Consider the following 21,852-nt stretch of genomic DNA (forward strand, 5'->3'; position numbering starts at 1 on the left):
TACTAACTAATAAAAAAGATAAATGATATATATTTTATATCATTTATCTTTTTATTTATCTATAATTTATCTGTGTTAATGCTGGTATATGTCCTGTATCCTCTACTTTTTTATTATTATAAGTAAATGCTACACCATCTATCCAATCACCTTTATATTTTCTTTGAAGAAAACTCTCAATAAGTGATGTACTTGTTATATATCCCCCAGTTGATCCTTGGAAATAATCTCTTGTCCATTTCTTATTTCCACTATCTTTTAGATTTATATATGCAATTGATTTACCCTTAACCTTTTTTATTTCCTTAACTTCTATTACAAATGATTTAAAATTCTTTTTTGATAAAGAGCTTGCTATAGAATCTAAGTTTTCTTTTATATCATCAGACTTTGTTTTAACATTTCCAATTGTTATAGTTTTATCATTTGAAACATCTACTGAATATAAAGTAAATGTCTTTTCTTTTATATTCGTATCTTTGTTCTGATTATTATTCTTAGCTTCCTGCTCTTTCTTTTTCTTTTCTTCAGCTTCTTTCTTTTTCTTCTCTTCTGCCTCTTTCTTAGCCTTTTCTTCCTTGGCTTTCTCTTCTGCAAGCTTTAATTCTTCTTGCTTCTTTGCTTCTTCTTCAGCCTTCTCTTTTTCTAATAATTCATTTTTAGATACTACTTCTTGATTGTTCTCATTCTTACTTTCCTTATCAGCACACCCAACCATACCAAGCACTGATACCCCCAGTATAAAAGCAATAAATATTTTTTTCATTTATTTCTCCCTTTCCCCATAATATTTACTATCAATTAATTATATGGAAATAAATAGAATTATTCAATCATTGATATAGAATATATTCAAAAATTTAGTACCATCTCTTTATTATCATATTATCCTCATAACAATATCTTCATTTAATTTCTTATATTATTTATGTGAAAATCCTTATTTTTGGCTCTTTATAAAATAATCTATCATTTCATCTAGGCATCTTTGTGATTCTGGCAAACTTTGGTCTAACTGATATATATGCCATAACTTTTTATGACTTTTATCAAAGGCAACCAGCCTATATGATATTTTATTTTCTATAAGAGCTTTCTCAATATCAAGACTCTCACAATGTACTGGATCACTTTCTACAGTTGTTACAAATGTTTTTGGAAAATCCTTTGTCATATTTTTAGCTACTGATAATTCGTTTCCTATCTCTGAATCATCAATGCTTTCTGTGTTTAGAAGCATTTCTGTGAATTGTCTCATTATAGGTACTTTCATATAATGTACTTTCATATCATAACAAGATCTAAAATCACTTAATCCACATAGCATTCCTATTGCGCGTAATTCATCTTTAAAAGAAAGCTCTACATTATACTTCTTCTTATAAGTATCTCTCATATTTTTATTTGTACATAATGCTCCAATTAATCCAGCAATGTGACCTCCTGCCGAATCTCCTATAATGAAAATATTATTTCTATCTCCTCCATATGTTTTTGCATGTTTATATACCCATTCCGCTCCCTTTATACAATCCTTCATTGGCTCTGGGTGAGGCTTGTTTGATGTTAATTCGTAATTTATATTAAAAACTATAAAACCTTTTCCTGAAAGTAAGCTACAAAAATTTCTATATATACTCTTATCTCCAACAGCCCAGCCACCACCATGATAATAAATTATAATAGGTAATGACTTTCCTATAAACCTTGGTTTATGTATATCTAACTTACAAATACTCTTCTCTTTATCATATGGAATATCTAATCTAGAAATTATGTTACTCGGCACTTTACATCTCTTATCTTTGCGGGACACCAATATATCATTTATCACTCTAAAAGCTCTAAAATGAATACTCTTTGAACATTTTTTATTTACATCCATCACATTAACCTCCCTCTTAAAATTATTATGTTTTAAATATAAATAAGTTATTCAATGAAATGCATATTTAAAACGTTCAAAAGAGACTAACCATACTATATTTTTATAGAAAATTTCTATTAAAATATTTATGATTAATCTCTCTTAATTTTATATAGATAGACTTTATTCTCTAATAATATTATCTCTTATATAAAGTTAATTGTCTTTTAAATTTATATAAATAAATTTGATGTGGATTCTTCAGCTTCTCCTAAATAGTAGCCTACTCCACCAAGTTTTACACCATCTATTAACTCTTCTTCTTTTATTCCCATTACATCCATAGACATTGTACAAGCAACTACTTCAACACCATTTTCTATTGCAGCTTGTATAAGTTCTTCTAATGATTGAACGTTCTTATTTTTCATTATACCTCTTATCATTTTAGGGCCAATACCTGCCATGTTCATTTTAGATAAACCCAACTTTTTGCTTCCTCTTGGCATCATTTTACCAAATGCCTTTTCAATTAAATTCTTATCTGCATTAATCTTCTCATCTTTTCTTAATATATTAAGTCCCCAGAACGTAAAGAACATTGTAACCTTTTTACCCATTGCAGCTGCACCATTTGCTATTATAAATGACGCTATAGCCTTATCTAAATCTCCACTAAATACGACTAACGTCTGACCATTCTTTTCTTCTAATCTTGAATTATTATTCTTACTATCAACTGCAATTTCCTTATTCTCTTCAATCCCCTTTATAAGAGAAGCTTTAACTATTCCCTTATCTTTTTCTACACTTACTAAAGTATTTTTTGTCTTTTTTGCAAATGCTTCTATATCTTTAAAAAAACCTGGATCTGAAGCTCTAACATTTAGCATTTCTCCATCTTCCATCATATCCATTATCATTTTAACTTGCATTAACGGTCCTGGACAACATAACCCTTCCGCATCTAATTCTCTAACTTTTCTTTCTCTATTACCTTCTATTGCTATTTCCTGCTGTTGCCTGGCATAACCTCCACCTAAGCCATTTTCATTTCCACCTTTATTACCATCATCAAAAGATATTTCTTTTGCTTTATATCCAAAAGTTTTATATGATTTATATCCTCCAGATAGATTTTTAGCTCTAAATCCATGACCTTTAAGTATTCTCTCACCAATCCATCCTCTTACTCCAACAGCACAGTAAACCCATATTTCTTTATTTTTGTCTAACTCATTTAATCTACTTCTTAAACTATTTAAAGGAATATGAATAGCACCTTCAATCATTCCACCTTCAACTTCAATTGGTTCTCTTAAATCAACTAGTATTGCTTTATCTTTATCAAAGTCTTTAAGATCTTCTACAAAAAATAAATTAGTTAATTTTTTTTCTTCATTATCTGCAATAAATCCTGCCATATTCGCTGGTGATTTAGCTGATAAAAATGGTGGAGCATATGCAAGTTCAAGCTCCCTTAGATCTTCCATTGTTCCTTTAAGTTTTATAACTGTAGCTATTACATCAATAAATTTATCAACACCATCTACTCCAACACATTGAGCTCCTAGTACCTTTCCTTCTACATCATATAAAACCTTTATTGCTAGTTGCTTGGCACCTGGGTAATATCCTGCATGAGTCATTGGATATAGATATACTTTTTTATAATTAACTCCTAAATTATTGAGAGTTCTTTCATTATTCCCTGTTGATGCTGCTACTAAATCAAATACCTTTATTATTGATGTTCCAAGTGTTCCTTTATACTCTGATTTTATTCCTGAAATGTTGTCTGCTATTATTCTTCCTTGTCTATTTGCAGGACCAGCAAGAGGTATGTATGCAACATTACCATTTACAAAGTCTGAAACTGCAACTGCATCTCCAGCAGCATATATATTTTCTATATTAGTTCTCATATTTTTGTTAACTATTATATGACCTCTTTCACCAAGATCTATTCCTGATTTCTTTAAAAAATTAGTATCTGGCATAACTCCAATTGCAGAAATTACTATATCTGATGTTACTTTTCTGCCACTATTTAATTTAACACTTATAGTATCATTATTTTCTTCAAAGGCTTCTACTCTATCATTTAAAATAATTGATACTCCATTATCATTCATTTCCATTTCTAATAACTCTGACATCTCCGAATCAAATGGTGCTAAGATATGTGGTGCAGCTTCAATTAAGTTTACGTTAATTCCTCTATGTTTTAGATTTTCAGCTACTTCAATACCTATAAATCCTCCACCTATTACTATCGCATTTTTAACATTCATATTATCAACAGCATTCTTTATTGAATCCATATCATTTATAGTTCTAAGTGTATGAATTTTTTTACTATCGCTTCCTGGTAAATTTGGTATAATTGGTTTTGCACCAGGAGATAATACTAGATAATCATAATTTTCTTCATATAAACCATCATTTTTTGATTTAACTTTTATAATCTTATTTTCTATATCGATTTCAGTAACTTCGCTATTAACTCTAACATCTATCTCAAATCTATCTCTCATTTTTTCAGGACTTTGAAGTATTAACTTTCCTCTGTCTTTGATTACTTCACCAATATGATAAGGTAATCCACAATTTGCAAATGATATATAATCTCCCTTTTCAAAAATTATTATATCTGCATCTTCATCTAATCTTCTAAGTCTTGCTGCTGTAGATGCACCTCCTGCAACTCCCCCAACAATTAAAACTTTTTTTCTCATAATTATATCCTCCTCTTATAAAAATCCACTAACTCTTATTCTCCTAGTAAAATTTTTATAATCCCTTCTACTCTCTTATCTTTTATTTTATAATTTATCTCTAATCCATTTCTTTCACCTTCAATTATTCCAACACTTCTAAGCTTTTGTAAATGTTGTGATATTGTTGATTGAGGCATCCCTAAGCAATCTTGCATAAAGCTTACATTGCAGCTATCCTTTTGCATTAACCCTCTCACGATACAAAGTCTAACAGGGTGTGCTAGAACCTTTAAAAATTCAGCCTGTGTTTCTAATTCTTTATAATTATTTTGCATATATAACACCTTCTTAGTTCTTTATTATATTTATCATTATATCGTAATATTACGATATAATGATAAATAAGTCAATAATAAAATTATATCAAGATAGATATATTAAAACACCTTGATATAATTTTAAACAATCTCTATGATATTATTTGCTCTGGATTTAATCCTCCTAATATAGCTTGTAACACGTCTTTATCATTTTGTATTTTCCACTTTCCATCTTCTTTTTTAAGTATAACTGTTACATCTGTAGTAATTAATGAATTAGTTTGATTTTCTAATGCAGTTATAAATGCTTTATCAAAGTCACTTCCCACAGCATTACCATCTGTATCCTCATCATTTAGTGTTGCTTCATTAATTTTAAGTGATTGAACATTTTGCATATACTCATTATAAATCTGTGATCCATTAAGTGCTGTTACTTCAACTTTAACCTTTGCTTCTTTATCATTCTCTTCTGAATCTAATATTTTATAATTTAATTTACTACTCCAATATTTAAGTGCTTCTATTCTACTTTCATCATAATCTTCAAATTGCTTTATTGACTTCTGAAGAAGTCCACCATCTTCTACATATTCATTAGCTTTACTTAAATCCATATTTTGATACGCGCTAAAAAAATCTTTAACACTATCTTTTGCTTCTGTTTTTTCTCCGCAACTAACTAAAGATACTGACATAAATATCGCTACTAAAACTAATACTATCTTTTTCATCTCTAGTCCCCCCATTTCTCTCTAGCTTTTAAATTTTTCTGGATCAAATCCACCATAAAGTGCATTTGTGAAATTTTGATTTCCTACTATATACCACTTACCATTTTTGTTTTCTAATTCAAGGTTAACTGTATTTGTTACAATCTCATTATTCTTACTTCTTATTGAATCAATTAATGCTTTATCATAAGCTTGCATGTACTCTTCCTTATCTTTCTGGTCTTTTGCTGATATATATTTCTCCTTTAAGTTAAGTAAATCTTTCATATAATCACTATATATTTTTTGTCCATTAAGTGTTGAGATATTTATTGTCGCTTCTGCACTGTCGTTAGTTATTTCCATTGATTTTATTTCATATCCAGTCTTTTCAACCCAATATTTTATTGCGTCCTTCTCTCCCTTTGTAAAATCCTTATATGCTGAGAAATCTATATTTTTATCCACAAGCAAATATTTTTTTGCATTATCAAAGTTACACTTTTTAAACTCTGCAAAAAATGAGTTTATTGTATCTTCAGGCGCAGTTTTTTTTGTTTGTTCATTTACTTTTTTTGTTTGTTCATTTACTTTATTATTATTGTTTCCACACCCAACTAATCCAAATATAATTCCTAAAGCTAATATAAGCGCAATCAATTTCTTCATAAAAATTCCCTCCTATTAAACATAATATAATTATACCAACTATTATTAGTATGATTATTTACTTGACTATTTATTAACACTAATTTTACTTTGATAAAAAAAAGAATGTTAGTAAGATAGCATAACTATCTTACTAACATTCTCTTTAATTATATTCCACTTACTTTAAGAAAGCCTTTCCCTTGAACTTCATCAATTTGTCCAATTGTAAAAAATGCTTCTGGATCAATACTATCTATAAATTCTTTAACTTTCTCAAGCTCTTTCTTATCTAAAACTGAATATATTATTTGTTTATTTTCTTTGCTATATGCCCCTGCCCCAGCAAGAGAAGTGCATCCTCTTTCTAATTCATTCATTATAAAGTTTGCTATTTCTTCATTCTTATCACTTATTATTGTAATTTGTTTCTTTTGATTAATAACTGCAATTATTTTATCTATAAGCGGCCCATTTAATATTACTGATAAAAGTGCATAAAATCCTTTATCTGCTCCAAATGTTATAGCACCCAATAATGTTACTAAAAAGTCAACGCATAATAGAGAAATACCTATATTAAAGCTTGTATACTTATTTAATATTTTAGCTAAAATATCTGTTCCTCCAGTTGATGCATTTAAATTAAATACCATTGCAAGTCCTATTGCTGTTATAATTGTTCCGAAAATCGTAGCAAGCATCAAATCTGTTGTTAAAGCCTGAGGATGTATGAATTTATCCATAAGCCATAATACAAGTGATAAGCCAAAGCTAGAATATATTGTTTTAAAACCAAAATCACCACCAACTACTATAAAAGCAACCACAAATAAGAATAAATTCACTACAAATGTTATGCCTCCAACAGTTAATGATGGGAAATAATGAGTTATTACAACTGAAAGCCCTGTAACTCCTCCTGCTGCTAAATTATTAGGTGCAAAAAAGTATTCAATTGCTATTGCAACTAACAAAACACCTACGGTTATAATTCCATATTCTTTTATATTCTGTTTCAAAGTCGATCTCTCCTAATGTACATTACTATTTTGTCTTTTGTCCAAATACAATATTTAGAATAACAGAATTTTTTTATTTCTCATAGTATTTTTAAAAAAATATAATTATTTTTTAATGTTTAATTTATTAATTTTTTCCTTATAAAAATACATGTTCTAATATTTTATATATTAAATTTCCTATTTACATGAATTTTTATAAATCAAATTTTATATTTCTTATTGAGTAAATAATAAAAAAATAGGTTAAATTTAACCTATTTTTTATATCTATCCCTCTAAATCATCTATAAGTGCATCTATATGCCTAATGGCTTTATACTCTGCATCCATTTTTGAGTCTCTCTCAAACCCTGTTTCATCAACAAGTAATTCTTTAAACTTTTTAATCCCCAAAACTTTCATTATATCTTCTACATATTCAACACCTTGACTTACTTTTCCTCTTAAAAGCCAAGGTACTGAACCTCCTGATGATTGAACATAAATCATTTTTCTTTCTTTATCATCCAATGTTCCTTTTACTTTACCATTACTTATAATCATAGTCTTATTAACTTGTACTATGCAATCTATATATTCTTTTAGTGGTGCTGGAAATGATAAGCTCCACATCGGTGCTCCAATTACATAAATATCAGCTGACATAAATTGATCGCATAACTGATTAATTCTATCTACTTCTTTTTTGTCTTGTTCAGGTAATTTATCATACTCTTCCTTATCCACAACACAATTTCTTTGCTTAAAATACCTATATTCCAATCTTGGAATATGTTCATCATATAAATTTAATTCTTCTAATATGCAATCTGGGTGTACCTCTAATAGTTTATTTACAACCTTTCTAGATACCCTTCTACTTGATGATTCAGACTCTGGCTTGGAATTTACAATTATGTATAATAACTTCATAAAAAAAACACCTCTTTTAATACTTTTTACTTAGTATTGTTTATTTAAGAGATGTTTATTCTAATAGCCCTTCCATATTAGCTATTACTTTAGTTTTAATTTCTTCTATATTTATATTTTTACCCGGGCATAATGTCTGATTACAATCCCTATGACCAACTATGTCTTCCATATTATATTTTATAATTAAACTTGATCCTAATTTAACTAAACTATCTATTTGATTTTTAGGTGGTGTTTCTTTTTCATAATTTCCTTCCAAACACACTCCTATACTTTTACTATTTTCATTAATAGCATGAGCACCTTGCATCTTTTCATCTCTTCCTTTATATATTGTCCCGTCTTTTTTTATATAATAGTGATATCCTATCCCACCAAATCCTTGATCAATATGCCACTTATGTATTGCTTCTGGAGATGCCTCCTTAGTAGCAGCATGATGTACAACTAATCTTTTAGGTACATTATACTCCGTTAGCTCTCCAGACCATTTATAATCTATTTCTTCAATATCTATATCTTTATTTAATGTATCCAATTTATCTACTAGTAATTTATTATTAACCTTTATATTGTCGCTACTCTTGGCGAGAAATAAAGAATATTTTTCAACTGAAATATTACTATATACAACATAACTTCCAACGCTTATTAAAGCTATTAGTAATATAAGCATAAAAGTTCTTCTTCTTCTTTTCATCATAAGCTTCTCATAATTATTTTTCCTCTTATAAAATTTCTCTATGTCTTTAAGTTTGTTATAGCTTGTCTTAGTCATAAGTCCGCCTCCTTAAAAATTTCAAAATTCCTTATTAATCTTATTCCCATAATGATTTAATACAAATTACTGTAAAATTTGTAACTTATATTATGTATGTATTTTACCATATTTTGTAAAAAGGTGCAAACTTTTTTGTTTTGTTTTTCTTTCCTATATATAGTAAAATATTTTAAAGGAGTGGTGAAAGTTTGAATACTATCTTTATAACTTATATCTTAATAGTCAATATACTAGGCTATTTTCTTATGTTTTTAGACAAACAAAAAGCTAAAAAGCATAAATGGAGAATACCTGAAAATACATTAATGCTTGTTGCAATTATTGGAGGTAGTATTGGAAGTATCATTGGTATGCAAACATTTAGACATAAAACAAAGCATATTAAATTTAAATTTGGTATTCCAATAATTTTGGTACTTCAAGTTATATTACTATTCTCATTCTTTAAATAAATAGGTATTACTTTTAATCTATTTTTTAAATAACAAGTAAGTACAAATAATTAAGATGAGTTTAATAGCTATCAGTGTGTATAGCTTTGTACAATAAAAATATACTAAGATTTAAAATCGGCCTAATGTTAATATAATAAAAAGAGGTTAAAGCACATTTTTGTACTTTAACCTCTTTTTATTATATATTTACATCTATTTCTTCTACTAATACGTCTTTTTCTTGTGGTCCTGCATATTCATCAATAAAATATAGTGGTCTACTCTTAACTTCTGTAAATATTCTTCCAAGGTATTCTCCAATAATACCTAAGAATATAAGCTGTATACCACCCATCATAAGCATTACACAAATAAGACTTGAATATCCTGGCACATCAATTCCTAAGATTAAAGTTCTTATGATTATGTATATCATATAAATAAAAGCTAAAAATGCAATTATAACTCCCACTATTGTTGCAAGTCTAAGTGGAGCTGTTGTAAAGGATGTAATTCCTTCAATAGCTAAATCTATAAGCTTTATGTAATTCCACTTTGTTTCTCCAGCTATTCTTGGATCTCTATCAAACTCTATAGCCTTCTTTTTAAATCCAATTAAACTAAACATACCTTTTGTGTATCTTTGTTTTTCTGGAAATGCTCTCAATGCCTCAATAGCTCTTCTGCTTAAAAGTCTAAAATCTCCAGTATCTGCTTGTATTGGTACCCTTGACACAGATTGAAGTATTTGATAAAACTTTTTTGAAGTAAATTTTTTAAGCCACGTTTCACCTTTTCTGCTTCTTCTTTTAGCATAAACATCATCATATCCATCTTCATAATATTTAAGCATATCTACTATTAATTCTGGTGGATCTTGAAGGTCTGCATCAATAATAGCTACAACATCGCCTGTTACGTAATCAAAGGCAGCTCCCATTGCAACTTCTTTACCAAAGTTTCTTGAAAGGTTAACATAGCACACTCTAGGATCTGTCTTCCTGTACCCCTTTACAATTTCTAAAGAACTATCTTTACTTCCATCATTAATAAACAAAAATTCTAATTCATAATTAGGTATCTTCTTACCAAGACCAACAAGTCTTTCATACAAATATGGAAGGGATTCTTCTTCGTTATACATTGGTATTATTATAGATAACTTTTCCATTCTTTATCTCCCTTTCTAAAAATACAAAAAATATTTATGTAATCATAAATATCCGAATTTAACTTTAATCCTATTTAGTTTCCTAATATAAAATTATATGTTACTTATCAATACATTTCAATACATGTATCAATATATTAATTAGATACATGCTTGAATTCACTTCTTATATTCTTTAAATTTCCATATACAGTTATATTATCATAAACTTCAAATACATAATCTGGTGTTGGAAACTTTACAAACACATCACCTTTATCAATATTAAGAACTTCTATCTCTAAATCCTTTAATCCGCTATCAATTATGCTCTTTCCTATTAATTTAGACTCTTTAGGTAAATATATCTCATATATTCCATACCCCCTTGTATTTGTTATTAAAGTTAAATGCTTCTCATTTAATTTTTCCCATATTTTTGATTTTAAAACCTTACTTTCAATTTTTGACTCTATTTTTTCAAGTAATGATGACTTATGTACAACAAATACTACTATTACAAATGATATTGCCACAGCAAAAAAACCTATACTTGCTACTTTATCAGAAAGCATTCTTACAAAGAATGATATAAATGTTGCAGTACTTACATAACTAATTACCATCAGCCAACTTGCAAGCCTTCTTCTCACTGGATTTTGTACAATCATTTCACTTTCTTTTGTCGTAAAGCCTGTACTTGTTAATAATGATATAACTTGAAACCTAGCCTTTCTTATAGGCATTCCTGTTAATCTGAAAAGAATTGAAAAGAAATCTATAACTAAAAGAAAAATAGTCATAAATAATGTAAATGTTAATATTAAAACCATACTCTGTTTTCCTCCAATTATATTTCTAGATTTCATTATATAATATGTCTATTTTTTTTATGTGAACTGCTTGTAAATTAAGGACTCCAAGTGTTTAAATTAAATTTAAAAAGCCTTCTCATTGTTTAAAAATGAGAAGGCCATAAATTACATAAGTGGCGCAAATACTCTAAGTATTGCAGTTAATATTCTATCATATAATTTAATATGTCTACAATCTTCAAGTGTTATCCTCGTACAAATATCTATCATCTTTAAGTAATCATCTTTTATTTGCATTACAGATTTAGTTTTATATAGCCACACTCCACATTCAAAGTGAAGATAAAGACTTCTATAATCAAAGTTTATTGTTCCAACAGTTCCAACTATATCATCTGATACAACAGTTTTTGAATGTATAAATCCTGGAGTATATTCATATATTTTAACTCCAGCTTTAATAAGCTGTGGATAATACGCTCTAGTAACTATATGTGCATACCATTTATCTTCAATATGAGGTGTTATAATTCTTACATCAACACCACTTTTAGCAGCCAAAGTAAGCGCTGTTACAAGCTCATTATCAATTATTAAATAAGGGGTACTTATATAAACATAATCTTTCGCCTTATTTATAATATTTAAATATACATTTTCTCCAACTATTTCATCGTCTAGTGGACTATCTGCATAAGGCTGCACATATCCATCACTTTCTATATCTAATTTATGCTCATCTAATACCTTAAAATCACTATAATTTATTTTTTCTCCAGTATTAAAGCTCCATACTTGAAGAAACATTACAGTAAGATTCCAGACAGCTTCACCTTTTATCATTATAGATGCATCTTTCCAATGCCCGAATCTAACTATTTCATTTATGTATTCATCAGCTAAGTTTGTTCCTCCTGTAAATCCAGTATGCCCGTCAATAACAGTTATCTTTCTATGGTCTCTATTATTTAATACTATGGATAAAAACGGTACGAAAGGATTAAATACTTGACACTTAATACCTCTCTTTTCAATCTGTTCATTATATTTATATGGAAGAGTTGTAAGGCATCCCATATCATCATATATCATTCTGACATCTACACCCTCTTTAGCTTTCTCTTCTAAAATATCCAAAATAGTATTCCACATTTTTCCTTCATGGACTATAAAATACTCCATAAATATGTATCTCTTTGCTTTTTTTAATTCTTTTATTAAACAATCAAAAAACTCTTCTCCTGGTGAAAGATATTCTGTTGTTGTATTTTTATAAATTGGTGACATAGCGTATTTGCTAGTATACTTAGCTTGATTTGCTACAGACTTATCTATATTTTCTAATTCATTTATTATACCGTCATCTTGAATGAGGGCCTCCTTAGACTCATTATATACCCGCTCAACCTTTCTTTTAAACTTATTATTCATCTTTTTTCCACCAAAGATTAAATAAAATAGCCCTCCGAAAATAGGAAATAATAATACAGGTATTGTCCATGCTAATTTATATGATGGATTATCTGTTCTACTTACAATATAAATGACTACCAATACACTTATTATGAAGAAGAAAACATATAAATAAACAAAAGATTCAGTAAGCTTCCATATTCCAAATAATAGGACTACTAATTGAAAAAAGATTAAAAATCCTACTATGGCTAACCTACTGAATAAAAAATCAAATATTTTTCTCATCTATTCCTCCTTAAACCATATTTATATATATTTTAATACAACTTGTTTTGTATATTCAACCTTATATTTTCATAACTAATCTTTTTATGATTTTTAAGATTAACGAAAGACTTATTTATTAATCTATAATTAAATAATAAAAAAAGATTTAGATATAAATACCTAAATCTAGCTTAATTAATATTCTTCACGAATCTCTTCTAATGCCGTTGTAGTTCTCATTTTCTTATCTATAGATTCCTCATAGCTCTCTTTAATAACCTCAGCATAAATAAGTTCTATTAAGAATACCTGTACAAGCTTCGATAAAATTGATCCAGTTTCAAATATAGTCTCCATACTTACATAACTTATATTAATATCTGAAATATCCTTTAATGTATTTTCTCGACTTTCAGTTAAAGATATTATTTTAGCTTTATTAATCTTTGCAAGCTTAACAGCTTCTATAATTTCTTTCGTTTCTCCAGAATGAGATATTGCAAATATTAAATCTCCTCTACCTACAATTGCAGAAATCATTCTCATTGTATGTGAGTCTGATATAGATACAGTATTCATTCCTATTCTCATAAATTTATAATTAGCATCCATAGATACTATACCTGAATTACCAATTCCAAAAAAGTATATTTTCTTTGCATTTAAGAACATCTCTCTTGTCCTTATAATCTCACCAAAATCCAGATTCTTTAGTGTTTCTTCAATAACTTTTACATGGCTATCAAATAATTTATTTGCAGTTTCTTTAACTGGTTCATCTAATTTCACCACTGCATTAATAACATTTTTTCCACTTTCTCTTGATAACTTTTTAGCTAAAGTTACTTTAAATTCTGGAAAACCTGAAAATCCTAATTTCTTAGAAAACCTAGTTATAGTTGCTTCTCCTAAAGATACCTCTTCTGCAATTTCTGTTATTGATTTATATATGCATTCAGAAGCATTTTTGTTTATGTATTCAATAAGAATTTTATCACTTTTGCTTTCTCTAAACTCTTCTTTTGCAATCTGCTTTATAATATCCATAATAACACATCCAATTTCTTAATATATTAGTCTCTTTTGTTTATAAAATTATACAATGCCCCTATCATACCTGCTCTATTTCCTAGCTTTGCAAACTCTATCTTTGTGCTTTCAAAGAAAGCTTTTGGTAATTTTACCTTTAAGGAAGTATTTATTTTAGGTTCTAAAAATTCTTTTTGTTCCATTATACCTCCACCTAAAATTATAACCTCTGGATTTAAAAAGTAAACAACGCTAGAAATAAGTTCAGTTAAATTATCTACTAACTTATCTATTTCTTCAGAGCATATAGAATCTCCTCTTTTACCTTCTTCAAACACGATTCTTCCATTAATATCGCTAGTTTTAATATTTTTACGTTTTGCAACATTTTCGACTAATATCTTTGTTGATGCTATCTCTTGAATTGGTTTTCCATTTACATTTATATATCCAACCTCTCCAGCACTTTTTGAAGCACCTCTTACTATATCATTATTAAGAATAATCGCACCACCAATTCCGGTGCCAACAGTCATACAAAATATTGATTTATATCCTTTTCCAGAACCTAAAAAAGCTTCTCCAAGCGCAGCAGAATTAACATCATTTTCTACCTCACACTTTAATGAAAATTTTTCTTCTATAAATCCTTTTATATCCGTTCCTATATAATCTGGAATAGTCTTACCAGCATGAATAATAGTTCCATTTTCATCATCTACCACGCCTGCTGTTGAAACTCCTACCCCTTCAACCTGGTATTCATTTATAAGGTTACAAATTATATTATCTATATCTTCTAATATATCATTTCCATCTTCATATACTGATGTTTTTCTACTACCATCAAATAATACATTTCCCTCTTCATTTAAAACTCCATATTTTATATTTGTTCCACCTATATCTATACAAATATACTTTCTCATAATCTACTCCCTTAATTTTAGTAATTAATGATTTCTTTTAGTTTAAAATATATTTCTTTTGCCTCATTAAGATTAATTTCATCAGGTATTTCTATAGCTTTTTCTTCTTTACAATAATTATATATAGCCTTTTCTATATCTTTTCCTAATTCATTCAATGCATTTTGATTGTAGTGTACTTCATCTATAAGCATTTTTCTTTCTTTAAATGTAGGTCCTTTTTTACTACAGAGAATTAAATTAGAACTTTCTCTGCAAGCCTCTTCTTGGGCTACCATTATTACTTCCATCCTTAAAGGATTAGTTCCATCCCAATATCCAGTCTGAGATACAAATGTTTTCTCTATTCCAATTTTATTTAATTTATCTCCAAGGTCTATTAATGCATTTTTATAATAAATAGGATCTGTGCCATACTTACCATCACTTTCTCCCTGTATCCATATTGCATAAGTTTTATCCACATCATATATCTTATCTAATTTTGATACTGCATTTTCATATTTATAAATAGCATCATCTAAATAATTATATCTATCATGTCCCCAATTTTTTATCATAGACCCATCAACAGCTGATTGAATAAAACATAATTTCTTTCCAGTATCTTCGTTCCATGATTTTGCAAAACTTTGTGCTATAGTTCCATTGCCTCTTGATAACTCTAAAAATTTTCTCATTGGTATTATTTCATCTGTCTCTAAGTACTCAAAGGCACCTACTGGACGAATTACCTCATATACACTACCACATCCAATTGCATTGCTTTGTCCAATTAGCAAAAATATATCTATTTTTTCTTTATTGCCAGTCATTTTAATCCTCCTCATTCTATAAACAACCCCTACGTGGAAAGTAAATCCACATAGGGGGATAAGTTTATAATTTAACTTTAAAAATTGCCTTTTTAACCTTCTCTGATCCATCTACCTTTAATGCTGTCATATGAGCATCTTCTGGGTAAAATACTGCAAAATCATCTTTGCTAAGTATTAAAGATTGTTTAGATTCTCCTTCTAATGATACAAAATCATCCTTTTTAACATATTCTTTAAAGTTTAAATCTTTTATAAAGTTATAATCTATTCTCTCATTACCTGTAAATATAACATGGACATCTATATAATCTTTGTGAGCTTCCCAGAATCTTTCTGAAACCTCTTTAGTATCATACTCAACTATATTTACAAATAACTCATCTCCATCAATTTCATATGAGCCAGGAGCATAACTTACTAAGTCTTTCTCCTTTGAGAATTCTAGTGCTTTATTCACCTTATCCTCTAACCCCTTAAAATTCTTTAAATACTCTAAATTTCCGTAGATCATATATATCTCTCCTTCACTTTAAGAATATTAAGCTAATTCCTTTGCTTTTGCTTCACTTGGTTGAGTTAAGTAACTTACTATAACTCCAACAATAACTGATGAACTTATTGAAATTACTGAGTAAGACCAAGCTGTTACATCAAAACCACCATATTTAAGAACTACAACTATAATAGCTGAAACTATAAATCCAGCATAAGCACCTTGCTTAGTTGCCTTCTTAAAGAATACTCCAAGTACAAATATTCCAGCTAGTACTCCAAGAACTAATCCCATAAATCCGTTAAACCATTCATAAGCTGAAGTTATTCCACCACTTGCAAGTAATATTGAGACTCCTATTGATACAATACCAACACCTAATGAAATATATTGAGCTATTCTTGTTTTTTGCTTATCTGATAAGTCTTTAGAAATATATTGTTGAATATCTAAAGTCCAGCTTGTTGCAACTGAATTTAATCCAGTTGAAAGTGTTGATTGCGCTGCTGCATAAATAGCTGCAAGTAAAATCCCTGTAATTCCTACTGGTAATTGATATGCTATAAATGAAGCAAATATTTGGTCTTGTTGTGCAGTTTGTAATAATGCAGGGTTTTGATTATAGAATACAAATAACCCTGTACCTATTAAGTAGAATACTGTTGCAAGAGTTAGTGAAAGTACTAAATTTCCATAAGTCATCTTTTTAAGTTGCTTCATGTCTGTAGTTGTTGTAAATCTTTGAACTATATCTTGACTTGATACGTATGATGAGAATGTATTAAGTCCAGCACCAACAACTATTATAAATACACTTGATTTTAATATATTAGGATCAAATAATACATCTCCTTCTCCTAGGAACTTTCCACCTTCTGCCAAAGAACTTGTAATAGCTCCAAAACCACCATCAATTGTTGAAACTAAGAAGAATAATGAGAATATAACTCCAATTATTAATACAGTTCCTTGTATAAAGTCTGTCCATAAAACTGATTTAAGTCCACCTGTATATGAATAAACTATTGCTATAAGTCCCATTACAATTATAAGAACGTTTACGCTAATTCCTGTTAATTCTGCAAGTACTATTGATGGAAGGTACATAATGATTGACATTCTACCTATTTGATAGATTATAAACATTATAGCTCCAAGTATTCTAAGTCCTTTATCTTTATATCTTATTTCTAAATAATGATATGCAGTATCTATATCATATTTACTATAAACAGGTAAGAAATATCTTATAGTTAAAGGTACTGCTATTAACATACCTAATTGTGCAAACCATAAAACCCATGTCCCTTTAAATGAATTTCCTGCTAATGATAAAAATGAAATCGGACTTAAAAGTGTTGCAAATATTGAAACTGAAGTAACCCACCATGGAATTTTTCCATCTCCTTTAAAGAATTCTTTTCCTTTCATTTCTTTCTTTGAGAAAGCTAGTCCTGCAAAAAGAACTGCTGCTAAGTAAATTACTAATACTCCAAAATCTATCGTAGTAAATCCTTGCATTTTCTTACACCTACCCCTTTATTTGATTTTTAAGCGAAATATTTATTATATATTTCTTTAGTTTTTATCTTCATTTCTTCAGTTGCTTCTTTCATAGGTTGTCTACAATATCCTGCATCTACACCGGCTTCTTGAAGAAGTCCTTTTAATGTTTGATATAAACCATTGCCTAAAAGATCAGTTATAAAATCATTAGTTAAGTGTTGAAGTTCCCTTGCCTTATCTATTTGATTATCCTTAGCTAAATTAAATATTTCTTTAGCTCTCTTTCCATTCATATTAAATGTTGATCCAATTGCACCATCAACTCCAAGAACTGTAGCTGGTAACATCATTTCATCAAAACCTGCATAGATAAGCTTATCTGGGAATGTTTTTCTCATTCTCTCTAATAAATAGAAGTCCGCTGCTGTAAATTTAACGCCTATTATCTTATCATTTTCAAATAGCTCTGCAAATTGTTCTAATGACATATTAACTCCAGTTAAGAATGGAATTGAATAAATGATCATTTTATTATCTACTGAATTTATTATTGTTTCGTAATAATGCTTTATTTCATTAAAATCAAATTTATAGTAGAATGGTGTAACTGCTGATAATGAATCATATCCAAGTTCCGTTGCAAACTTTGCAAGTTCTACTGCCTCTTTTAAATTTACTGAACCTACTTGAGCAATTAATTTAACTTGTCCCTTCGCTTCATCCATTGCAATTTCAAATATCCTTTTCTTTTCATCAGTTGAAAGCATAAAGTTTTCACCAGTACTTCCTCCAACATAAAGTCCATCTACACCACATACATCAATATTATGTCTTACTATTTCCCTTAAACCTTTTTCATTAATATTTCCTTCCTTATCAAATGAAACTAATAATGCTGAATAAATCCCTCTCATTTCTCTTCCTCCTAAAAATATAAAATATAAATCTTAATATATAAATTTTTAATAATAACCTTTGAATTTTTAATTTTAATAGGTATTATCTTAGATTTTTTCATTGGTAGGTTAATTGTAAGCGAAATTTTTTATGTCAAATTTTATGAAAATTCAATTCAAATATTAACATTTATTTACTTTTATACTTTTATTATACACATTTAAACCTTTACTTCAATAATTATTTTCAAATTTACGAAAATAATTTTTATTAATGAAAATTTTTTTACCTTTTATAAAAATATTCTATATTATAGTAAAAATATTCTATATATGAAAAAGATAGCAAAAGATAACCATACTTTTACTACCTAAAATTTTCATTTTCTTTAGTTTTTTATTTATCATTTTTCATTTTCCAAATATCCTCATACTTTGTATTAAAGCACCTTGATATTTTGGCGCTACATATCTATCTTTCGGTTTAACCTCTTCTACAGCTTTTATATATTTTTCTATAATTGAATCATACCTTGAAGCTTCCATTAAATTAAACGCTTTTTCTTCACTTGATTTTATCTCTTCAACTTGCTCTTTAAAGTATGAGTCTTCTCTCATCCAATTATATTTCTTTTCTATATTCTTTTGATTAAAACCAGTTGCGTATGCTCCTGGCTCTATAAGTACTATATCTATAGTACAATCTTTAAGAACTTTCATTTCTTCCCTAAAGGACTCCGCAATTCCCTCTAATGCAAACTTAGTAGCCGTATAAGGAGATAAAAAAGGAAAGGATTCTCTTCCAAATAATGATGATACAAATATAACTCTACCCTCTCCTTTTGGGATAACTTTACATAAGAATAATTGTGTTAATTCTATTGCAGAAAATACATTTGTCTCAAAAGTTTTTCTATATCTGTCTACATCAATTTCACACACTGACCCCGAATCCCCTATTGCAGCATTATTTATTAAAATATCCAAGTCATATTCTAATATCATTTTTCTGTCTTCATCTAATAATATATCTAATTTAAATGATTTTAAATTGACATCTAACCCATTTTCAATAGCATATTTATTTATACATTTTGCTTCATCTTCATAATGTGTTGTTGCAAGAACAAAATGCCCTCTCTTAGCAAGTTCTATAGAAGCCTCCTTTCCAAGTCCTGTCCCCGCGCCTGTAACTAATATTCTTTTATTCATATTATAGATCCACCTTGAATTCATAAAATTATTTATTATTATTCTTTCATTTATAAAAAATAATAATCATTTTTATCTGTAAAAGAATATATAAATAAAATATATTTATGTTATAAAAAAACTAACCTTTAGCTTTCTATAGCTTCAGGTTAGCTCCTTATTAATTAATATAAGTTATTTAAAACTAGTATTCTCTCCTATTGGAAAAATTATATTTACCTTAGTTCCTTTATCTTTTTCTGATTTTAAAGTTAATCCTAGACCTAACTTATCACATAGCTTTTGACATAGATATAACCCAATTCCAGTTGATTTACCAAATATTCTTCCGTTTTCTCCTGTAAATCCTTTTAAAAACACCTTTGAAAGTTCTGCATCTGGTATGCCTACACCACTATCCTCTATAGTTAGTATGATTTTATTTTTATAAGCCTCTGAGTAAATTTTAATCATTCCGCCACTATTAGTATATTTTAATGCGTTTCCTACAATCTGATTTATTATAAATTCCACCCATTTAATATCGCTAAGAACTAATTCATTTATTTCTCCCATATCTACAGCAATTCTTTTGCCTATAAAATCTCTTGAGTTCCTTTTTACCACATTCATAACAGCTTTCTTTAGTGGAAATTCTCTTACTATATAATCTTCATTAGCATCATCACTTTTAGAATAATATAGTACCTGTTCAACCATCTCATCAATCTTTTTAAGTTCTTTATTTATACTATTAGTTACTTCATTTTTATTATTTTCAATAATAAGCTTTGTTGATGCAATAGGTGTCTTTATTTCATGAACCCACATCTCTATATAGTCTCTATATTCTTTTTGGGCATACTTATAAGAATTTATATGCTCATACATATCTTTATTAGATTCCCTTAAAGCATCATGAATTATCTTTCCTTCAAGAAATTCTGGACTTTTTACTATTTCTGTTAGTAAAAATTTCTTATCAAGTTTCTCTGATATTTCACTTATTTCATTGAAAAATTTTCGCTTTCTTAAAAACTCTATACCGATGTATGATATAAGTGGAACAAACCACAATGTAAATACTATAGTAATTACTGCACCACCTATGTCTATTAAAATCATAAATAACGTAAATAGAAGAAATAGTCCTAAACTTACTATTAAAAATATACTTTTATCTTTAATATAATCTACAAATCTCATGGCATTATATATCCAAGTCCTCTTCTAGTTTCTATAGCATTTTCTATTCCTAGTTCTTGAAGTTTTTTTCTAATTCTTGTTACATTAACTGAAAGAGTATTATCATCAACATAATAGTCTGAATTCCAAAGATATTCCATTAGGTCTTCTCTACTTACTATCTCACCTTTTCGTTCCATAAGATATGATAATATTCTCATTTCATTTTTAGTAATCTCTATTGATTTATCTTCTACTGTTACTATTCCTTTTGCTAAATCTAGCTCTAAATTCTTATATGTTAATTTACTTGAATTATCTTTGTTTCCATATGTCCTTCTAAGTAAAGCCTCTATACGAGCTAAAAGAATTTGAGTATTATATGGTTTTATTATAAAATCATCCGCCCCTAAGTTCATACTCATAAGCTCATCCATATCGCTATCTCTACTAGTCACAATTATTATAGGTACGCTAGATTTCTTTCTAATTTCTCTGCAAATATGATAACCATCAAAATAAGGTAAATTTATATCTAGCATTATTAAATCTGGTTTTGAGTTTAATATCTCTTCAATTATATTTTCAAAATCTGTAGGTGCTTTAATATTATATCCATATTTAGAAAGAAGCTTAGTTAACTCCTCTCTTATGATTTCACTATCTTCTACAATAGTAATGTTAAACATAATACCCCTCCTCTTTATCTTCTTATTTTATATTATATACCATAT

Annotated in this window: 22 protein-coding genes; 1 reads left to right on the forward strand and 21 read right to left on the reverse strand. The window is 28.3% G+C overall.

Going from position 1 to position 21,852, the window contains the following annotated elements:
• Positions 1–55: 55 nt before the first annotated feature.
• The 9 genes from ACQPUW_RS13065 to ACQPUW_RS13105 form a co-directional block, all read right to left on the reverse strand.
• Positions 56–766 (reverse strand): hypothetical protein, encoded by a 711-nt coding sequence (locus ACQPUW_RS13065; RefSeq protein ID WP_430837939.1) that lies wholly within the window; start codon positions 764–766, stop codon positions 56–58.
• A gap of 174 nt (positions 767–940) precedes the next feature.
• Positions 941–1,885: an alpha/beta hydrolase gene (locus ACQPUW_RS13070; RefSeq protein WP_430837940.1), complete on the reverse strand. Its 945-nt coding sequence runs from the start codon at positions 1,883–1,885 to the stop codon at positions 941–943.
• Positions 1,886–2,100: 215 nt separating this feature from the next.
• Entirely contained in the window at positions 2,101–4,605 is a 2,505-nt protein-coding gene (locus tag ACQPUW_RS13075; protein WP_430837941.1) for a DsrE/DsrF/DrsH-like family protein, read from the reverse strand.
• Positions 4,606–4,640: 35 nt separating this feature from the next.
• A complete protein-coding gene (locus ACQPUW_RS13080) occupies positions 4,641–4,922 on the reverse strand; it encodes an ArsR/SmtB family transcription factor (protein ID WP_430837942.1) in 282 nt (93 codons plus the stop codon).
• 134 nt (positions 4,923–5,056) lie between these two features.
• On the reverse strand, positions 5,057–5,641 hold the full coding sequence (locus tag ACQPUW_RS13085; RefSeq protein ID WP_430837943.1) for a hypothetical protein: 585 nt from the start codon (positions 5,639–5,641) through the stop codon (positions 5,057–5,059).
• A gap of 21 nt (positions 5,642–5,662) precedes the next feature.
• Positions 5,663–6,289, reverse strand: coding sequence for a hypothetical protein (locus ACQPUW_RS13090; protein WP_430837944.1), 627 nt, complete (start codon positions 6,287–6,289; stop codon positions 5,663–5,665).
• A gap of 149 nt (positions 6,290–6,438) precedes the next feature.
• Positions 6,439–7,290: a YitT family protein gene (locus ACQPUW_RS13095; protein WP_430837945.1), complete on the reverse strand. Its 852-nt coding sequence runs from the start codon at positions 7,288–7,290 to the stop codon at positions 6,439–6,441.
• A gap of 270 nt (positions 7,291–7,560) precedes the next feature.
• The gene (locus ACQPUW_RS13100) at positions 7,561–8,205 is read right to left on the reverse strand and encodes an NAD(P)H-dependent oxidoreductase (RefSeq protein WP_430837946.1); all 645 of its coding nucleotides are present in this window, start codon (positions 8,203–8,205) and stop codon (positions 7,561–7,563) included.
• A 55-nt stretch (positions 8,206–8,260) separates the two neighbouring features.
• The gene (locus ACQPUW_RS13105) at positions 8,261–8,986 is read right to left on the reverse strand and encodes a peptidoglycan recognition protein family protein (protein ID WP_430837947.1); all 726 of its coding nucleotides are present in this window, start codon (positions 8,984–8,986) and stop codon (positions 8,261–8,263) included.
• Positions 8,987–9,177: 191 nt separating this feature from the next.
• Here ACQPUW_RS13105 and ACQPUW_RS13110 point away from each other — a divergent pair, with 191 nt between their 5' ends.
• Positions 9,178–9,441, forward strand: a complete 264-nt coding sequence (locus ACQPUW_RS13110) for a DUF1294 domain-containing protein (protein WP_430833999.1) — start codon at positions 9,178–9,180, stop codon at positions 9,439–9,441.
• 181 nt (positions 9,442–9,622) lie between these two features.
• On the opposite strand, the gene ACQPUW_RS13115 is transcribed toward ACQPUW_RS13110, so the two are convergent.
• The 12 genes from ACQPUW_RS13115 to ACQPUW_RS13170 form a co-directional block, all read right to left on the reverse strand.
• Positions 9,623–10,594 carry a glycosyltransferase family 2 protein gene (locus ACQPUW_RS13115; RefSeq protein WP_430837948.1) on the reverse strand — a complete coding sequence of 324 codons (972 nt, stop codon included), beginning with the start codon at positions 10,592–10,594 and terminating at the stop codon, positions 9,623–9,625.
• Positions 10,595–10,731: 137 nt separating this feature from the next.
• Positions 10,732–11,406 carry a TrkA C-terminal domain-containing protein gene (locus ACQPUW_RS13120; RefSeq protein WP_221862373.1) on the reverse strand — a complete coding sequence of 225 codons (675 nt, stop codon included), beginning with the start codon at positions 11,404–11,406 and terminating at the stop codon, positions 10,732–10,734.
• 147 nt (positions 11,407–11,553) lie between these two features.
• Positions 11,554–13,089, reverse strand: coding sequence for a cardiolipin synthase (gene cls, locus ACQPUW_RS13125; protein WP_430837949.1), 1,536 nt, complete (start codon positions 13,087–13,089; stop codon positions 11,554–11,556).
• A 177-nt stretch (positions 13,090–13,266) separates the two neighbouring features.
• Complete coding sequence (locus tag ACQPUW_RS13130; protein ID WP_430837950.1) at positions 13,267–14,118, reverse strand: MurR/RpiR family transcriptional regulator; 852 nt, start codon at positions 14,116–14,118, stop codon at positions 13,267–13,269.
• Between the two features lie 26 nt (positions 14,119–14,144).
• Positions 14,145–15,029 (reverse strand): ROK family protein, encoded by an 885-nt coding sequence (locus ACQPUW_RS13135; RefSeq protein ID WP_430837951.1) that lies wholly within the window; start codon positions 15,027–15,029, stop codon positions 14,145–14,147.
• A 17-nt stretch (positions 15,030–15,046) separates the two neighbouring features.
• Positions 15,047–15,844, reverse strand: a complete 798-nt coding sequence (locus ACQPUW_RS13140; protein WP_430837952.1) for a sialate O-acetylesterase — start codon at positions 15,842–15,844, stop codon at positions 15,047–15,049.
• Between the two features lie 64 nt (positions 15,845–15,908).
• Entirely contained in the window at positions 15,909–16,358 is a 450-nt protein-coding gene (locus tag ACQPUW_RS13145; RefSeq protein ID WP_430837953.1) for a YhcH/YjgK/YiaL family protein, read from the reverse strand.
• Between the two features lie 27 nt (positions 16,359–16,385).
• Positions 16,386–17,861, reverse strand: coding sequence for a sodium:solute symporter (locus ACQPUW_RS13150; protein WP_430837954.1), 1,476 nt, complete (start codon positions 17,859–17,861; stop codon positions 16,386–16,388).
• 29 nt (positions 17,862–17,890) lie between these two features.
• Entirely contained in the window at positions 17,891–18,760 is an 870-nt protein-coding gene (locus ACQPUW_RS13155) for an N-acetylneuraminate lyase (RefSeq protein ID WP_430837955.1), read from the reverse strand.
• A 393-nt stretch (positions 18,761–19,153) separates the two neighbouring features.
• On the reverse strand, positions 19,154–19,954 hold the full coding sequence (locus ACQPUW_RS13160; protein WP_430837956.1) for an SDR family NAD(P)-dependent oxidoreductase: 801 nt from the start codon (positions 19,952–19,954) through the stop codon (positions 19,154–19,156).
• A gap of 174 nt (positions 19,955–20,128) precedes the next feature.
• Positions 20,129–21,139: a sensor histidine kinase gene (locus ACQPUW_RS13165; protein ID WP_430837957.1), complete on the reverse strand. Its 1,011-nt coding sequence runs from the start codon at positions 21,137–21,139 to the stop codon at positions 20,129–20,131.
• On the reverse strand, positions 21,136–21,807 hold the full coding sequence (locus ACQPUW_RS13170) for a response regulator transcription factor (protein WP_430837958.1): 672 nt from the start codon (positions 21,805–21,807) through the stop codon (positions 21,136–21,138). The genes ACQPUW_RS13165 and ACQPUW_RS13170 overlap by 4 nt, the downstream gene beginning before the upstream one ends.
• Positions 21,808–21,852: the final 45 nt, after the last annotated feature.

It is taken from the genome of Clostridium sardiniense (genome assembly GCF_050584765.1).
Taxonomy (GTDB): Bacteria; Bacillota; Clostridia; order Clostridiales; family Clostridiaceae; genus Clostridium; species Clostridium sardiniense_A.

Excerpts from the sequence above, each read along its gene's own strand:
- ACQPUW_RS13065 (WP_430837939.1), bottom strand. The coding sequence starts at position 766 with ATGAAAAAAATATTTATTGCTTTTATACTGGGGGTATCAGTGCTTGGT.
- ACQPUW_RS13070 (WP_430837940.1), bottom strand. The coding sequence starts at position 1,885 with ATGGATGTAAATAAAAAATGTTCAAAGAGTATTCATTTTAGAGCTTTT.
- ACQPUW_RS13075 (WP_430837941.1), bottom strand. The coding sequence starts at position 4,605 with ATGAGAAAAAAAGTTTTAATTGTTGGGGGAGTTGCAGGAGGTGCATCT.
- ACQPUW_RS13080 (WP_430837942.1), bottom strand. The coding sequence starts at position 4,922 with ATGCAAAATAATTATAAAGAATTAGAAACACAGGCTGAATTTTTAAAG.
- ACQPUW_RS13085 (WP_430837943.1), bottom strand. The coding sequence starts at position 5,641 with ATGAAAAAGATAGTATTAGTTTTAGTAGCGATATTTATGTCAGTATCT.
- ACQPUW_RS13090 (WP_430837944.1), bottom strand. The coding sequence starts at position 6,289 with ATGAAGAAATTGATTGCGCTTATATTAGCTTTAGGAATTATATTTGGA.
- ACQPUW_RS13100 (WP_430837946.1), bottom strand. The coding sequence starts at position 8,205 with ATGAAGTTATTATACATAATTGTAAATTCCAAGCCAGAGTCTGAATCA.
- ACQPUW_RS13105 (WP_430837947.1), bottom strand. The coding sequence starts at position 8,986 with ATGACTAAGACAAGCTATAACAAACTTAAAGACATAGAGAAATTTTAT.
- ACQPUW_RS13115 (WP_430837948.1), bottom strand. The coding sequence starts at position 10,594 with ATGGAAAAGTTATCTATAATAATACCAATGTATAACGAAGAAGAATCC.
- ACQPUW_RS13120 (WP_221862373.1), bottom strand. The coding sequence starts at position 11,406 with ATGGTTTTAATATTAACATTTACATTATTTATGACTATTTTTCTTTTA.
- cls (WP_430837949.1), bottom strand. The coding sequence starts at position 13,089 with ATGAGAAAAATATTTGATTTTTTATTCAGTAGGTTAGCCATAGTAGGA.
- ACQPUW_RS13130 (WP_430837950.1), bottom strand. The coding sequence starts at position 14,118 with ATGGATATTATAAAGCAGATTGCAAAAGAAGAGTTTAGAGAAAGCAAA.
- ACQPUW_RS13135 (WP_430837951.1), bottom strand. The coding sequence starts at position 15,029 with ATGAGAAAGTATATTTGTATAGATATAGGTGGAACAAATATAAAATAT.
- ACQPUW_RS13140 (WP_430837952.1), bottom strand. The coding sequence starts at position 15,844 with ATGACTGGCAATAAAGAAAAAATAGATATATTTTTGCTAATTGGACAA.
- ACQPUW_RS13145 (WP_430837953.1), bottom strand. The coding sequence starts at position 16,358 with ATGATCTACGGAAATTTAGAGTATTTAAAGAATTTTAAGGGGTTAGAG.
- ACQPUW_RS13150 (WP_430837954.1), bottom strand. The coding sequence starts at position 17,861 with ATGCAAGGATTTACTACGATAGATTTTGGAGTATTAGTAATTTACTTA.
- ACQPUW_RS13155 (WP_430837955.1), bottom strand. The coding sequence starts at position 18,760 with ATGAGAGGGATTTATTCAGCATTATTAGTTTCATTTGATAAGGAAGGA.
- ACQPUW_RS13160 (WP_430837956.1), bottom strand. The coding sequence starts at position 19,954 with ATGAATAAAAGAATATTAGTTACAGGCGCGGGGACAGGACTTGGAAAG.
- ACQPUW_RS13165 (WP_430837957.1), bottom strand. The coding sequence starts at position 21,139 with ATGAGATTTGTAGATTATATTAAAGATAAAAGTATATTTTTAATAGTA.
- ACQPUW_RS13170 (WP_430837958.1), bottom strand. The coding sequence starts at position 21,807 with ATGTTTAACATTACTATTGTAGAAGATAGTGAAATCATAAGAGAGGAG.